The sequence below is a fragment of the Bradyrhizobium sp. HKCCYLS2038 genome, from assembly GCF_051167655.1.
Classification (GTDB): Bacteria; Pseudomonadota; Alphaproteobacteria; order Rhizobiales; family Xanthobacteraceae; genus Bradyrhizobium.
The window spans coordinates 765,360-779,447 of record NZ_JBNPTM010000004.1 but is presented as its reverse complement, the minus strand read 5'-3'; the positions used below and the strand labels follow the sequence as shown (position 1 = coordinate 779,447).

Genomic DNA, 14,088 nt, shown 5'->3' with positions numbered 1-14,088 from the left:
GGGAGCCGGGCGGAGGGCCCGGTATCCCGCGGGGCGGCGTCAGCCGCCGAAACGGGACCAGAAGCCGCGCCAGCCGCCGGCCTGGGCCTTGGGGGCGATCTGCTCGGCGAACTCGTCGCGCGGATGGTCCTCGTCCTCGACGCCGGGATCGTCCGGCGGGCGCATGATCGGGACGATGGCCTGGATCTGGGTCTCGCCCGGCCTGGCCAAGTCGGAGCGGTTGCGGAACAGCGGCGTCGGCGCCGCGGCGGCGGTTTCCACCGGCTTGGCGGGCTCCGCCGGCGTCTCGGCCTCCTCGGCGATATCGGCTTCAGCCTCGGCCTGGGCTTCGGGCGCGGCGGCCTGCAGCGGCGGGGCGGCCTCCGCCGTGGCTGGCGCCGGTGCCGGCGTCACCTCGACCACAGCACTGTCCTCAGCCTTCTCAACAGGGATATCCACCGCCTTGTCGACAGGGTTGTCCACGGCGTTCTCGGTGGGAATCTCGACAGTTTGTGCCGGCGGCGCCGTCTCGGCGGGGCGCGGCGGCTCGTTGTCCTGCAGGGTGGGCGTGATCACGATCGGCGCCGCTGCGGCGCCGCGCGGCGGCTCGACCAGGCCGTCAGGGATCGCGGGCCGGCTCGGCGGGGCCAGCACGGCCTCGGCGAATTCCGAGCTCTCGATCACGCTGTTGCGCTCCGACGGCAGGCTCGCCACCGGGGTCTGCCACTGGAACGCGTCGAGCCGGCCGGTGACCGGCGAGATCGGCCGCCAGCGGTCGCTGACATAGCCGTCCGCCGTCCACGCCGGGTCGTGGCGGGCGCGCACCGCGCGCAGGGTCCATTCACGGGCACGGCCGGCATCGCCGAGCTCGGTGCGCTCCAGCTCGGCCATCAGCATCGCGACGCGCTGGGTCGGGTCGTCGGTGAACGGCGCCAGCGCCGCGCGGGCGCGGCCGAACTCGGCGGCGTCGATCGCGGCGCGGGCCACTGCCAGCGCGCCTTCGACATGGCCGGGCGTCCGGGCGGCGAGGTTCTCCACCCGCGACAGCCGCTGCCGGGCCGAATCGCCGAGCCGCACATGGGCATAGGCGTCGGCGAGGTCGGGATGCGGGCACGCGGCCCAGGCCGCCTCGATGATCTTCATCGCGCGCCGCACCTGGTGCGCCTCGCTCTCGAACTTGGCGGCGAGCACGGCCGCTGGCACCAGGGTCGGCGCCAGCTTCACCGCCTCCATCGCGCTGGAGCGCGCCAAATCGCGGTTCTCGGTCTCCAGCGCGATCGCGCGCGCGGTCAGGAGCACGCCGCGCTGGCGGCGATAGGTCGGCTTGTCGATCATCCCTGCGGTGTAGTTGCCGTCGAGGATTGCCAGGGCGCCGTTCCAGTCGGCCTGGGCGCAGCGGAAGCCGAGCACGGCATGCGAGGCCCAGGCGGCATTGGGCGCGAGCTTCAGCGCCTCGTCGGCGATGACCACGGCGGCCATCGCGTCGTCGGCGCGCTGCGCCTCGATGAACAGGCCGCGCAGGCCGAGCAGGCGGGTGTCGTGACGCTCGGCCATGGCGCGGAACGCGCGCCGCGCGCCGTCGCGGTCGCCCTCGAGCTGGGCTGCCTGAGCATGCAGCAGCAGGGTCAGCGGATCGTCGCCGGCGAGTCGCTTGGCCATGTCGGCATGTTGGCGTGCCGCGGTGGAATCGCCGTGGCCGATCGCCAGCAGGCCGTGGGTGATGGCGTGGCGGCCGCGCTGATGGCGGCGCTCGCGGCGGTGGCGGTTGATGCGGCCAGGTGCGCGCAACAGGGCGCTGGCCAGGTTCCACACCGCGACGCAGGCGGCGATGGTGAGGCCGAGCGCCAGCACGAACACCGGCAGGGTCATCGCGACCCGCCAGGGGCCCCAGTTCAAGACGACGTCGCCGGTCTGCTCGGCGACCCAGGCGGCACCCGCGGCGGCGAGCCCGACCAGGATGAGGAAGATGACGATCCGGAACATGTGCGTCCTTGGGCGTCCTATTGCGCGGGTTTGGCGAGCGCGGTCATCGCGTCGTCGGCGAATTTGCGGGCGGTCGACAACGCGGCATCGCGCGCATCGGCCTTGGCGAGCCAGTCATTGGCGGGGGCGCGGTCCTCGGGCGACATGGCCTTGAGCTCGCGGCGCGCCTCGGCGACGTCGTTGCGCAGCGCCGCCGAGGTGATCCGCGCGACGGCTGCGCCGCGGTCGGTGCCGGCGCCATCGGTGCGCTCGACCTTCACCAGCCGAGCGGCGCCGGCGGAGAGCTTGTCGACGATCGAGGTCCCCGTGGTGCCCTCCGGCGCCGGAGGCGTCAGCTTCGGCACGATGGTCAGGAGATCGCGGCTGAGCGCGGCGGGGCTCGGCACGCCCGACGCGGCGAACGTCTCCAGCGGCTTCAGCGCGGCGGCATCTCCGGCCAGCGATTTCGCGGTCGACAGAGCCGCGCCATAGGGATCGCCATGGCGCACGGCGACGTCGAGCAACGTGGCGGCGACCACGCGGCGCAGCGGCGCATCGTCGGCCGATTTGGCCGCCTCGGCCGCCGCAGCCGCCTCGGTGATCTTGCGGCTCTCCTGCGCCAGCGCCGCGCTCTGGCTCTTGGCTGTGCGCTCCAGCGCGTCGATGCGCGCGGTCAGGCCGGACAGATCGACCGGTTCCGGCGCGGGCTGTGGCGCCGCCCCGTCGCGCGGCTGCGCCTTGACGTCGTTCAGCGCCGCGATCGTCTTGTCACTCTGGCTGCGCAACGCGCCGACGTCGCCGCGCACGGCCGCGATCGCCTTGTCGACCGCGTCGATGCGGCCGGCCATGGCGGCATCCGGCTTGCCGATGCGCTGCTCCAGCGTGGTGATGCGGCTGGAGAGCGCGTCGACCGCGGCTGCCTCCGGCGACACCGCCGAGGGCGGTGTGACCTGAGGCCAGCCCAGCATCGAGCCGACGCCGATCACCAGGGCTGCGGCGGCCGCGCCGGAGAACGGCGCGATGATCCAGGGCGACACCGGACGCGGTGGCGGGGGCGGCGGAAGCTCGGCGCGCGGCGGCTCGGCCGCGGCGACGGTCTCCGCGTCCGTCTCCTTCGGCGCCAATTCCGGCTCGGCGTCAGCGGCGCCATGCGGATGCGATTGGCTGGCCGTGCCCGACGATCCCTCGGCCACCGCCTCGGCGGGCGCCGACCAGGGCGATGCCGTGGGACGCTCGGCCGCGCTCTCGGCGGCAGAAGGGCGCTCCTCGCGCGAGGTCGGCTCGAGGTCGATGGTCGGCGGTGGCCGTTTCGGCCGCCCGGTCTCGGAGGCCGGCGCAGCGGTGTCGGGTTCATCGACCATGGTTAGGGGTTCCCTGGCTGAGGCAAGATGAGGCAGGCCGTCTTACGCCATTCACGATCGCAACGCACGAGCCAGCCCTTCCAGCATGTCGTTTTCATCCGGATGCGCCGCGATTGTGACCTGCGTCGCCCCGGCCTCGCGCAACACCTCGGCGACGTTCGCCGACATGCAGCAATGCGGCACCGCCAGGGCCGAGATTTCGACACCGTCGGCCCGGATCGCCGCCACGAACGCCGCGGCACTTCGCCGCGAGTAATGCAGCACCGCCGCGATCCCGTTCGCCGCGAATGCGTCGCAAACCTCGCGCGGCAGCGCCGTGACCTCCGCCATGCGATAGACGGTCTGGGTGACCATGTTGAAGCCGCGCTCGGCCAGCTCGGAGGCGAGATCGCGCGAGATGTCCGCGCCGGCGAGATACAGCAGCGTCGGCCTGCCGCCGTTACGCGGCCGTGGCACGCGGTCGGCGACGAGCTCGCGGAGCGCCGCCGCGTCGCTGGCGGCGGAGATGACCTGAGTGAAGCCGGCTGCGCGCGCCGCGGACGCGGTGTGATCGCCGACCGCGAACAGCGGCCGCGCCAGCAGCGTGGAACCGGCGAGCTGCGGGGCCGCGGCGCGCACCGCATTGGCCGACGTCACGATGACGGCAGCCACGTCGCTGGCGACATCGGCGGGCAGGGCGACCGGCTCGAAGCGCAGCATCGGCGCCAGCAGCGCGTCGATGCCGCGCGCCCGCAAGGCGATCGCAGTCCGTTCATTGTCGGGAGCGGGACGGGTCACCAGCACGGCCATGTGCTATGCTCCCGTCGAATACGGAGCGGCCGGGTCGCAACGGACGGACGATTGCACCTGGCGACCTCGTGGTGTTAGGCGGTATCGCGCTCTCATAATAGCCGAAGGGTTGAGATTGGGTAACGATACGACAACGCTGGTGCTCGGCATCGAAACCACCTGCGACGAGACCGCTGCCGCGGTGGTTGCACGTGATCCGGATGGCAAGGGCCGCATCCTCTCCAACATCGTGCGCTCGCAGACCGACGAGCATGCGATCTATGGCGGCGTGGTTCCCGAGATCGCCGCGCGCGCCCATGTCGACATGCTCGATCACCTGATCGACACTGCGATGCGCGAGGCCGGCATCGACTACGCCGCGCTGTCGGGCGTCGCCGCCGCTGCGGGTCCGGGCCTGATCGGCGGCGTCATCGTCGGCCTCACCACGGCGAAGGCGATCGCCCTGGTGCACGACACGCCGCTGATCGCGGTCAATCATCTCGAGGCGCACGCGCTGACGCCGCGCCTCACCGATGCAATCGACTTCCCCTATTGCCTGTTCCTCGCTTCGGGCGGCCACACCCAGATCGTCGCCGTCGTTGGCGTCGGTGACTATGTCAGGCTCGGCACCACGGTCGACGATGCCATGGGCGAGGCGTTCGACAAGGTCGCGAAGATGCTCGGCCTGCCCTATCCCGGCGGGCCGCAGGTCGAGCAGGCAGCCCGCCACGGCGATGCCAGGCGCTTCGCATTTCCTCGCCCGATGCAGGGCCGCAGCGACGCCAATTTCTCGCTATCCGGACTCAAGACGGCCGTGCGCAACGAGATCGGCCGGCTGGAAAGCGTGAGCGAGCAGGACACAGCGGATCTCTGCGCCAGCTTCCAGGCCGCGGTGCTGGACTCGACTGCCGACCGTCTGCGAGTCGGGCTCGAGCTGTTCAAGCAGCGCTTCGGTGCGCCGACGGCGCTGGTCGCGGCTGGCGGCGTCGCTGCCAACCAGGCGATCCGCGCCGCGCTAGACGACGTCGCGCAAGCCGCCGGCACCCGCCTGATCATGCCGCCGCCGGCGCTGTGCACCGACAATGGCGCGATGATCGCCTGGGCCGGCGCGGAGCGGCTTGCCCTCGGCATGGTCGACGGCATGGACGCCGCCCCCCGCGCGCGCTGGCTGTTGGATGCCAATGCCAACGTGGCGGCGAAGTTCGCGAATACGCGTGCGGGGTTTTGAGCACGTGGCCAGATCGTCTCTCCATGCTTCGCTCGCGAGCGGGGCAATCTTCAGCCTCTTCCCGCGCGCGGGGAGAGGCCGGATTGCATCGCCAGATGCAATCCGGGTGAGGGGGGCTCTCGGCGCGGTCGGTGCGCGTGGTTGCCCCTCACCCCAACCCTCTCCCCGCAAGGACGGGGAGAGGGAGTGCAGCGGTGATTGCCGCGGATGACTCGTTTCCAGACCATTTCCATCATTGGCGCCGGCGCCTGGGGCACCGCGCTCGCTGCCGTCGCGGCGCGCGCCGGCCGGGACGTCACGCTGTACGCGCGCGCTGCCGATCACGCGGCGCGCATCGCCGCTGCGCGGGAGAACCCGCGGTTGCCCGGCATTCCGCTCGCCGACAGCATCGCCGTGACCGCCGATCTCGCCCAGGCCGCGCGTGCCGATGCCGTGCTGATCGTGGTCCCCGCGCAGCATCTGCGCGGCGTCGTCATGCATCTGGGGCCGCTGCTGGCGCCGGGCACGCCGCTGGTCGCGTGCGCCAAGGGCATCGAGCACGGCACCCACAAATTCATGACCGAGGTGATTGCCGAGGCGGCGCCGAGCGCCACGCCTGCAATCCTGTCCGGCCCGAGCTTCGCCGACGACGTCGCGCGCGGCCTGCCCACCGCGGTCACGCTGGCCGCGCCCGACGAGCCGGTCGCGGCCGACCTGGTGCAGGCGCTGGGCTCCTCGACCTTCCGGCCCTATCACTCGACCGACGTGCGCGGCGTCGAGATCGGCGGCGCTGCCAAGAACGTGCTGGCGATCGCGGCGGGCATCGTCGCCGGGCGCAATCTCGGCGCCTCGGCGCTGGCGGCGCTGACCACGCGCGGCTTCGCCGAGCTTGTCAGGCTCGGCCGCGCGTTCGGCGCCCGGGGCGAGACGCTCACCGGTCTGTCCGGCCTGGGCGATCTGATCCTGTCCTGCGCCGGTCCGCAATCGCGCAACTTTGCTGCCGGCCTCGCGCTCGGCCGCGGCGAGCCGCTGCCGGCGGGCAAGCTCGCGGAAGGCCAATACACGGCGCCCGTGCTGGTCGAGCTCGCCGCGTCGCGCGGCGTCGAAATGCCGGTGGCCCGGGCGGTGGCCGCGATCCTCTCCGGCGCTGTGACGATCGACGCCGCGATCGAGGCGCTGATGATGCGCCCGTTCAAGGCGGAGGAGTAGGCGGTCTTCACGGCAACGAGAGGCTGTATTAGCCTGGGCGTGATCCGGCGAAGTCCGGTCGATCAACGAAGAAACAATCCGCCCGAGGAAACCCCATGCGCAGATCGCACCTTGCTTTGGTGTCGGCGAGCCTCGCCTTGCTGGCCGCCACCACTCCGTCGCACGCCCAGACCGCGACCAGCTACGACGAACTCGCCAAGAGCGAAGCCGCCGCCAATGCCGAGAACGGCAAGCGGGTCGCGCCGGTCAAGGCGATCCGCAATCCGTCCGACGAGGTCAGCCCGGAAATGCAGGCGATGATCGGCGCGCCCTATCCGCCGCATTTCAACGCCGATCCAAAGACCCCGGCGGAATGGAAGGAGCTGATAGACCGTCGCGCCAAGCTGGCGATCGCAGGCCTTCCCGCGCTGAAGGAGAAGCTCGGCGTCAAGGTCGAGGAGACGAAGATCGCCGGCGTGCACTGTTTCATCGTCACGCCGAACAAGATCCCGGCGGACAACCGCCGCCGGCTGCTGGTGCACGTCCATGGCGGCGGCTACGTGTTCGGCCCGGGCGAGGCGGCGCTGCCGGAGGCGATCCTGATGGCCGGCTTCGGCGGCTTCAAGGTGATCTCGGTCGACTACCGCATGCCGCCGGACTTCCCGTATCCGGCCGCGATGGACGATGCGATCGCGGTGTGGAAGGCGCTGGTCAAGACCAACGATGCCAGCCGCATGGCGATCTTCGGCACCTCGACCGGCGGCGCGATGACGCTCGCCATGGTGCTCAGGGCCAAGGCCGAGAAGCTGCCAAGGCCGGCGGCGATCGCGCCGGGCACGCCGTGGGCGGACATCGACAAGATTGGCGACAGCTACGCCGGCAACGAGTGGCTCGACAACGTGCTGGTGACCTGGGACGGCTGGCTCGGCCGCGCCGCCAAGCTCTATGCCAACGGCACCAGCCTGAAGGACCCGCAGATCTCGCCGATCTATGGCGACTTCAAGGGCTTTCCGCCGACGATCCTGACCTCCGGCACGCGCGATCTGTTCCTGAGCAACACCGTGCGGACGCATCGCAAGCTGCGCCGCGCCGGTGTCGTCGCCGACCTCAACGTCTATGAGGGCCAGTCGCACGCGCAATATCAGTTCAACGTCAATGCGCCGGAGACCAAGGAGGCGTTCACCGACATCGCCAGGTTCTTCGACCGCCATCTCGAAGAGTAGCGCTCGGCTCCGTTGGGCTCCCAACAGGATTCGGCATGGCCGGGCTTGACCCGGCCAGCCACGTCTTCTTTCATCCGCCGCGTCGAACATCGCTGGACGACGTGTCCGAGCCGCAAAGGAAATCCCGCTCCATGAGCTACTGGCTGGTCAAATCCGAACCCTCGGTGTGGTCCTGGGACCAGCAGGTGGCAAAGGGCGCCAAGGGTGAAGCCTGGACCGGGGTGCGCAACTACACGGCGCGGCAGAATCTGGTGGCGATGAAGAAGGGCGAGCTCGCCTTCTACTACCATTCCAACGAGGGCAAGGAGATCGTCGGCATCGCCGAGATCATCAAGGAAGCCTATCCCGACCCGACCGACAAGACCGCCAAGTTCGTCTGCGTCGACATCAAGGCGCACAAGCCGTTCAAGACTCCGGTGACACTGGCCGCGATCAAGGCCGATCCCAAGCTGGCCGAGATGGCGCTCGTAAAACAGTCACGACTGTCAGTGCAGCCGGTGACGCCGGAGGAATGGAAGCACATCTGCAAGCTCGGCGGGGTATCAGGCTGACGGCATCACGACCCATGGTCTCGGATCGTGATGTCGATCAGAGCTTCAGCCCTTTCTTGCGCAGCTCCTCGACCATCTGCTTGCTGATCTCCTCACCGACGGACTGTCCGAATTTCTGACCGACGATGGTCGATTCCTGCGTCACGGTGACGAGCTTCTGCAGGGCGCGTTGCCCGGTCGGCGTCTTGTAGAACTCGGCCATGGTCCTGAGATCCTCCGCCGAGAAATTCCGGGCGTAGACCAGTGCGACCGCGTCCGAGAACTCGGACATCCTGCCTTGGAACGCCTGGAGGAATCTGGGCGTCAGCGCATCGTATTCAATCGCCACCTCGGCGCGGCCCTGCACGATCGTCGGCTTCAGGTTCTTCATCATGTTGGGCAACATCGCCGCGATCTGGTCATTCAAGTGCATGACGACGATCAGCTCTTTCGCTGCGGCGAGAGCCTCCGGTGACGCGGTCTGTGCCCTCGCCGTCGGTGCGGTGATGGCCGACAACAGCATCGTCAAGGCAACGAAAAAGTAGCGCTTCATCTAGATCCCCCCGTGACGACCGTCATGTCGCCGCGATTCATTCTACCGTTGCACCGCCCTTCCGTAACTGCACGTTTCGGTTGCATGGATCGATCCAGATCGCGGAATGCAAGGACGGCACCTGTCGGTTGGCGCGTGATCTGGCCTACCGATCGGTCCGCAAAGCAACTCCCAAAAAAAGAAAGGGGCCCCAGCTTGCGCTGGAGCCCCTCAACGGTCAGGGCATTGCCGGGTATTTGCCCGAACCGAAGTTGCGGACCTGGTCGCTTACGACCAAGTCCCGGGAGAACTCAGTAGTTGTAGGCGCGCTCGCCGTGGTCGGTGATGTCGAGACCCTCGCGCTCCTGCTCGACGGTCGGGCGCAGGCCGATGATCACGTCGACGACCTTGTAGAGGATCGCCGAGCCGATGCCCGACCAAGCCAGCGTGGCGAGGACGGCCTTGGCCTGAGCCAGCATCTGCGTGCCGAACTCGTAGGTGCCCGCGTTGTTGCCGGTGATGTTGGTGTAGTCGGTGATGCCGACGCCGCCGAGGGCCGGGTTGACCAGGATGCCGGTGGCGAGAGCGCCGATGATGCCGCCGACGCAGTGCACGCCGAACACGTCCAGCGCGTCGTCATAGCCGAGCGCGTTCTTCACCGTGGAGACGAAGAACAGGCAGACCGGGGAGACGATCAGGCCGAGCACCAGCGCGCCGATCGGGCCGGCATAGCCAGAGGCCGGCGTGACGGCGACGAGGCCGGCGACCGCACCCGAGCAGATGCCGAGCAGCGAGGGCTTGCCCTTGACGGCCCATTCGCACAGCAGCCAGGACAGCGCCGCACCGGCGGTGGCGACCATGGTGTTGACGAAGGCCAGCGCGGTGACGCCGTTCGATTCCAGGTTGGAGCCGGCATTGAAGCCGAACCAGCCGACCCACAGCAGCGCGGCGCCGATCATGGTCATGGTCAGCGAGTGCGGAGCCATCAGTTCCTTGCCGTAGCCGGTGCGCTTGCCGATCACCACGGCGCCGACCAGGCCCGCGATGCCAGCGTTGATGTGCACCACGGTGCCGCCCGCGAAGTCGAGGGCGCCGGCACCGGCGAGCCAGCCGACAGCGCCGGTGACTTCGTCGAGCTTGGCCTGTGCGGCAGTCTTGGCGGCGGCGTCGGTGGCAGCAGCGAGAGCCTTCGCAGCAGCAGCAACGTCATCCGGCGCGGCGATGTACCAGACCCAGTGCGCGATCGGGAAGTAGATGAAGGTCACCCAGAGCAGGATGAACAGCATCACCGCCGAGAACTTGATGCGCTCGGCAAAGGCGCCGACGATCAGGGCCGGAGTGATCATTGCGAAGGTCATCTGGAACACGAAATAGGCGAGCTCCGGAATCACGACGCCGTTCGAGAAGGTCGGAACGGTGGAGTTGGCGTCGACACCCTTCAGGAAGGCCTTGCCGAAGCCGCCGACCCACGAGGTCATGCTGCCGCCGTCGGTGAAGGCCATCGAGTAGCCGTAGAGGGTCCAGATCACGCCGACCATCGCGACGATCGCGAACACCTGGGTCAGGACCGAGGCCATGTTCTTGGTGCGTACCAGACCGCCGTAGAACAGCGCGAGGCCGGGGATCGACATCATCAGCACGAGCGCGCTGGAGACGAGCATCCAGGCGACGTCGCCCTTGTTGGGCACGGGGGCGGCAGCAGCCGCGGCGGCCGGCGCATCCTCGGCGAACGCCACATCGGCGAGGCCTGCGACGCAGAGCCCGGCGATCGCGAGCGTAACCCATGCCGCGCTGGTTGGACGTTTGAACGTCATTTCATAGTACTCCGTAAGTGTTCTGGTTTGAGCGCGAAATCAGAGGGCCGCAGCGTCCGCTTCGCCGGTGCGGATGCGCACGGCGTGCTCGAGGCTGATGACGAAGATCTTGCCGTCGCCGATCTGGCCGGTCTTGGCGGCCGAGGAGATCGCGTCGATGGTCTTGTCGACCTGGTCGGAGGGGATCGCGACCTCGATCTTGATCTTGGGCAGGAAGCTCACCGCATATTCGGCGCCACGGTAGATTTCCGTGTGGCCCTTCTGTCGGCCGTATCCCTTCACTTCGGTGACCGTGAGACCATGAACGCCGATGGCGGTCAGGGCGTCCCGGACTTCTTCCAGCTTGAATGGCTTGATGATCGCCATAACAATTTTCATGGGTCCTATCCCCGCTTGGGCTCGGCACGGACGATGCCGAGCGCTTCCTGTCGACTGAGGTTCACCACGCGGAGAGAGCTTCACGACGCGGGCACAGCCGGGGGCGTAGAATCAAATGCCGTGCCAGACGGCCGGTCAGGGCTAACGAGCCGTGAACGCTGACCTTTTTGGCTATCCAGGGGGGAGGAGGGGGCTGCGCTATTCGGTCGCGCCTAGCGAATGGGCAGACGTGCGCAAAATCTGCGCATGTCAGGCTCAAGACACAATGCTGCTCACTGCGCGGGCAGCATTGGTCGACTCAGAACAGATCAATTGGCGCCAATTACTGCAGCGCCTCGCCGTGCTGGGAGATGTCGAGCCCCTCCAGCTCGTGCTCGCGGGACACCCGCAGCGGTACGAAGGCGCTGACCAGCTTGAGCAGCCCCCAGGTGACCCCGCCGGTCCACACCAGGGTGACGGCGACGCCATAGAGCTGGGCGACGAGCTGCTTCGGGTTACCTTCGATCAGGCCGGCTGTGCCGCCGATGGCTGCAGTGGCGAACACGCCGGCCAGCAGCGTGCCGGTGAGGCCGCCGATGCCGTGGACGCCGAACACGTCGAGCGAATCGTCGTAGTGGAAGCGCTGCTTCAGCGAGGTGCAGGCCCAATAGCAGATGATACCGGCAAGCGCGCCGATGACGAGGCCGTGCCACGGCGCGACGAAGCCCGATGCCGGCGTGATGGTGCCGAGGCCCGCGACCGCGCCCGAGATCATGCCGAGCACCGACGGCTTGCGCCGGGTCGACCATTCCAGCGCGCCCCAGGTGATCGCGCCGGCGCAGGCCGCCAGATGCGTGGTCAGGATCGCCATCACGGCATGCGCGTTGGCCCCAAGCGCCGAGCCGCCGTTGAAGCCGAACCAGCCGACCCAGAGCAGGCCGGTACCGACCACCGCCAGCGACAGATCGAACGGCGACAGATTCTCGGTGCCGTAACCCTGGCGCCGGCCCATCACCAGCGCCGCGACCAGCCCGGCGGTGCCGGCGGACAGATGCACGACCAGGCCGCCGGCGAAGTCGACGGTCCCGGCCTGGGAGAGGAAGCCGCCGCCCCAGATCCAATGCGCCAGCGGCACGTAGACGAAGATGAACCAGCCGACGCTGAACAGCAGGTACGCCGAGAAGCGCATGCGATCGGCCACCGAGCCAGCCACCAGCGCCACCGTGATGATGGCGAACGTCATCTGGTAGAGCATGAACAGCGATTCCGGGATCGTCTTGGCGCCCGGATGGACGCTGTCCATGCCCATGCCCGCCAGGAAGGCGCGATCGAGGCTGCCGATCCAGGCACCGTCGCCGACGAACGCCAGCGAATAGCCGAACGCCACCCACAGGATCGAGATCAGCATGACCGCGGCGAGGCTCTGCGCCATCGTCGCCAGCACGTTCTTCTTGCGCACCATGCCGGAGTAGAACAGCGCCAGCCCCGGGATGGTCATCATCAGCACCAGCGCGGTGGCGACGATCATCCAGGCGGTGTCGGCGGCATCGATGGTCGATGCCGCAGCTGCGCTGGCTGGCGTGGTGAAGGCAATGACGCAAGCTGCAGCGAAAGCCGCAGACGCGCGCAGACAACGAGACGCGCAGGTCCCCATGACAGTCCCCCCGGCATGTCAGTTCAGATTGATGATGTGCGGCCCGCCGCGCCGTTGCGGCGGGCGTGCAGCTGTGGTGGCCGTCTAGAGTGCGTCGGTGTCGGTTTCGCCGGTGCGGATGCGCCGGGCATGATCGATCGGTGTGACGAAGATCTTGCCGTCGCCAATCTGGCCGGTGCGCGCATGCGTGGTGATGACCTCGACCGCCTTGTCGGCCATCTCGGTGTTGACGGCGATCTCGATCCGCAGCTTGGGCAGGAAGTTCACGATGTATTCGGCGCCGCGGTAGATCTCGGTATGGCCCTTCTGGCGGCCATAGCCCTTGACCTCGGTGACGGTCATGCCGTGAACGCCGATCGCGGTGAGGGCTTGGCGCACCTCGTCGAGCTTGAAGGGTTTGATGATCGCGACGACGAGCTTCATGGGCGGCCCTTGGTTTCCTCAGGTCGGAGCAGCCTGTTTTGGAGGCAGGCTTGAGATGGCCGTTGTGGCCTGTTCCTAGGCAAATGGCACAAAAACAGCGCAGCGTTAAGCGAAAACGTCAGGGGGTGACGGATATCACTGAACGGAACGCGCCATCGCCCGACAGATGGAAGACGTCTTGTTGCCTCCCTTATTCAAGGACCTCCCATGTCGAATCGTTCCTGGTACTACGCAGCCCAAGGTCAGCAGCAGGGACCCATTTCGGAAGACGAGTTGCGCGACTTGATTGCCGGGGGCGTCGTGACCGCCGAGACGCTGCTGTGGAGCGACGGCATGGCCGGCTGGGAGAAGGCCGGCCGAATTCCCGGGCTGATGTCCGGGGTGCCGAGCACCGCGCCGGGGGGACCGCCACCGTTTGACGGCAGGAGCGGCGGCGGCATCCCCGCCGGCGCGCTCTCGGCCGATCTGGAGACCTGGACCTATCTCGGCTGGACCTTGCTCTATTTCGTTGGCCAGTTTCTGGTCGTCATCACTCCCTGGACCGCCGTCTATCTGTATCGCTATGTGATCGAGCGGATGAAGGTGCCTGGCCGGCCCAACCTCACCTTCACCGGTCAGCCGCTCGACATCTGGTACGTCTTCATCGCGATGGGCGTGCTGGCCTATGTCGGCCTCAGCGATCGGCCGATTCTCAATCTCATCTCCCTGGTCGCCCCGGCATTCCTGGGCTGGATGGTACTGCGCTGGCTGCTGAGCAACCTCGCCTCGAATGGCGAGCGGCTGCCGATCCATTTCGAAGGCAGTCCCGTCGTCTATGCCGGCTGGTACCTGCTGCTGATCGTGTCCAGCATCACCATCGTCGGCTGGGCCTGGGTGCTGACCGCCTGGATGCGCTGGGTCTGCCGCAACATCCAGGGGACGCGGCGCGAGGTCGTGTTCAACGGGTCTGGCCTTGAAGTGCTCTGGCGCTCGATCGTGTTCGGACTGGGCAGCATGCTGATCATTCCGATCCCGTGGCTGCTGCGCTGGTACAGCGCCTGGTACATCTCCCAGTTCGCCGTCGTGCCGCGCGGCTCGCAGCCGGTGTGAT

Annotated in this window: 13 protein-coding genes; 5 read left to right on the top strand and 8 right to left on the bottom strand. The window is 68.3% G+C overall.

Annotated elements, in window-relative coordinates; all coding sequences use genetic code 11:
- Window positions 1–39: 39 nt before the first annotated feature.
- The 3 genes from ACQR1I_RS21505 to ACQR1I_RS21495 are packed head-to-tail and all read right to left on the bottom strand — an operon-like array spanning window position 40 to window position 4,091.
- Complete coding sequence (locus ACQR1I_RS21505) at window positions 40–1,962, bottom strand: heme biosynthesis protein HemY (RefSeq protein WP_434866537.1); 1,923 nt, start codon at window positions 1,960–1,962, stop codon at window positions 40–42.
- A gap of 17 nt (window positions 1,963–1,979) precedes the next feature.
- Complete coding sequence (locus tag ACQR1I_RS21500) at window positions 1,980–3,302, bottom strand: COG4223 family protein (RefSeq protein WP_434866536.1); 1,323 nt, start codon at window positions 3,300–3,302, stop codon at window positions 1,980–1,982.
- 51 nt (window positions 3,303–3,353) lie between these two features.
- Window positions 3,354–4,091: a uroporphyrinogen-III synthase gene (locus tag ACQR1I_RS21495; RefSeq protein WP_434866535.1), complete on the bottom strand. Its 738-nt coding sequence runs from the start codon at window positions 4,089–4,091 to the stop codon at window positions 3,354–3,356.
- Window positions 4,092–4,230: 139 nt separating this feature from the next.
- On the opposite strand from ACQR1I_RS21495, the gene tsaD reads away from it, so the two are divergent.
- The 4 genes from tsaD (at window position 4,231) to ACQR1I_RS21475 (ending at window position 8,239) form a co-directional block, all read left to right on the top strand.
- Window positions 4,231–5,298, top strand: a complete 1,068-nt coding sequence (gene tsaD / locus ACQR1I_RS21490; protein ID WP_434866655.1) for a tRNA (adenosine(37)-N6)-threonylcarbamoyltransferase complex transferase subunit TsaD — start codon at window positions 4,231–4,233, stop codon at window positions 5,296–5,298.
- Window positions 5,299–5,505: 207 nt separating this feature from the next.
- Complete coding sequence (locus ACQR1I_RS21485; RefSeq protein WP_434866534.1) at window positions 5,506–6,486, top strand: NAD(P)H-dependent glycerol-3-phosphate dehydrogenase; 981 nt, start codon at window positions 5,506–5,508, stop codon at window positions 6,484–6,486.
- Between the two features lie 95 nt (window positions 6,487–6,581).
- Window positions 6,582–7,688, top strand: a complete 1,107-nt coding sequence (locus ACQR1I_RS21480) for an alpha/beta hydrolase (RefSeq protein WP_434866533.1) — start codon at window positions 6,582–6,584, stop codon at window positions 7,686–7,688.
- 131 nt (window positions 7,689–7,819) lie between these two features.
- Complete coding sequence (locus ACQR1I_RS21475; protein WP_434866532.1) at window positions 7,820–8,239, top strand: EVE domain-containing protein; 420 nt, start codon at window positions 7,820–7,822, stop codon at window positions 8,237–8,239.
- 37 nt (window positions 8,240–8,276) lie between these two features.
- Here the strand turns inward: ACQR1I_RS21475 and ACQR1I_RS21470 are convergent, their stop codons facing one another.
- From ACQR1I_RS21470 to ACQR1I_RS21450, 5 genes are all read right to left on the bottom strand, one after another.
- Window positions 8,277–8,771: a DUF2059 domain-containing protein gene (locus ACQR1I_RS21470; protein WP_434866531.1), complete on the bottom strand. Its 495-nt coding sequence runs from the start codon at window positions 8,769–8,771 to the stop codon at window positions 8,277–8,279.
- Window positions 8,772–9,061: 290 nt separating this feature from the next.
- Window positions 9,062–10,564: an ammonium transporter gene (locus tag ACQR1I_RS21465; protein WP_434866530.1), complete on the bottom strand. Its 1,503-nt coding sequence runs from the start codon at window positions 10,562–10,564 to the stop codon at window positions 9,062–9,064.
- Between the two features lie 39 nt (window positions 10,565–10,603).
- Window positions 10,604–10,942 carry a P-II family nitrogen regulator gene (locus tag ACQR1I_RS21460; protein ID WP_008971557.1) on the bottom strand — a complete coding sequence of 113 codons (339 nt, stop codon included), beginning with the start codon at window positions 10,940–10,942 and terminating at the stop codon, window positions 10,604–10,606.
- A gap of 322 nt (window positions 10,943–11,264) precedes the next feature.
- Window positions 11,265–12,575 (bottom strand): ammonium transporter, encoded by a 1,311-nt coding sequence (locus ACQR1I_RS21455; RefSeq protein ID WP_434866529.1) that lies wholly within the window; start codon window positions 12,573–12,575, stop codon window positions 11,265–11,267.
- 84 nt (window positions 12,576–12,659) lie between these two features.
- A complete protein-coding gene (locus ACQR1I_RS21450) occupies window positions 12,660–12,998 on the bottom strand; it encodes a P-II family nitrogen regulator (protein WP_434866528.1) in 339 nt (112 codons plus the stop codon).
- Window positions 12,999–13,205: 207 nt separating this feature from the next.
- Between ACQR1I_RS21450 and ACQR1I_RS21445 the strand changes: the two genes are divergently transcribed.
- Entirely contained in the window at window positions 13,206–14,087 is an 882-nt protein-coding gene (locus ACQR1I_RS21445) for a DUF4339 domain-containing protein (RefSeq protein WP_434866527.1), read from the top strand.
- The last annotated feature ends 1 nt before the right edge of the window (window position 14,088 follow it).

What these genes read in the sequence shown, in the direction of transcription:
- ACQR1I_RS21495 (WP_434866535.1), bottom strand. Translation starts at nt 4,091, where the DNA reads ATGGCCGTGCTGGTGACCCGTCCCGCTCCCGACAATGAACGGACTGCG.
- ACQR1I_RS21505 (WP_434866537.1), bottom strand. Translation starts at nt 1,962, where the DNA reads ATGTTCCGGATCGTCATCTTCCTCATCCTGGTCGGGCTCGCCGCCGCG.
- ACQR1I_RS21465 (WP_434866530.1), bottom strand. Translation starts at nt 10,564, where the DNA reads ATGACGTTCAAACGTCCAACCAGCGCGGCATGGGTTACGCTCGCGATC.
- ACQR1I_RS21485 (WP_434866534.1), top strand. Translation starts at nt 5,506, where the DNA reads ATGACTCGTTTCCAGACCATTTCCATCATTGGCGCCGGCGCCTGGGGC.
- ACQR1I_RS21455 (WP_434866529.1), bottom strand. Translation starts at nt 12,575, where the DNA reads ATGGGGACCTGCGCGTCTCGTTGTCTGCGCGCGTCTGCGGCTTTCGCT.
- ACQR1I_RS21450 (WP_434866528.1), bottom strand. Translation starts at nt 12,998, where the DNA reads ATGAAGCTCGTCGTCGCGATCATCAAACCCTTCAAGCTCGACGAGGTG.
- ACQR1I_RS21445 (WP_434866527.1), top strand. Translation starts at nt 13,206, where the DNA reads ATGTCGAATCGTTCCTGGTACTACGCAGCCCAAGGTCAGCAGCAGGGA.
- ACQR1I_RS21460 (WP_008971557.1), bottom strand. Translation starts at nt 10,942, where the DNA reads ATGAAAATTGTTATGGCGATCATCAAGCCATTCAAGCTGGAAGAAGTC.
- ACQR1I_RS21475 (WP_434866532.1), top strand. Translation starts at nt 7,820, where the DNA reads ATGAGCTACTGGCTGGTCAAATCCGAACCCTCGGTGTGGTCCTGGGAC.
- ACQR1I_RS21470 (WP_434866531.1), bottom strand. Translation starts at nt 8,771, where the DNA reads ATGAAGCGCTACTTTTTCGTTGCCTTGACGATGCTGTTGTCGGCCATC.
- ACQR1I_RS21500 (WP_434866536.1), bottom strand. Translation starts at nt 3,302, where the DNA reads ATGGTCGATGAACCCGACACCGCTGCGCCGGCCTCCGAGACCGGGCGG.
- ACQR1I_RS21480 (WP_434866533.1), top strand. Translation starts at nt 6,582, where the DNA reads ATGCGCAGATCGCACCTTGCTTTGGTGTCGGCGAGCCTCGCCTTGCTG.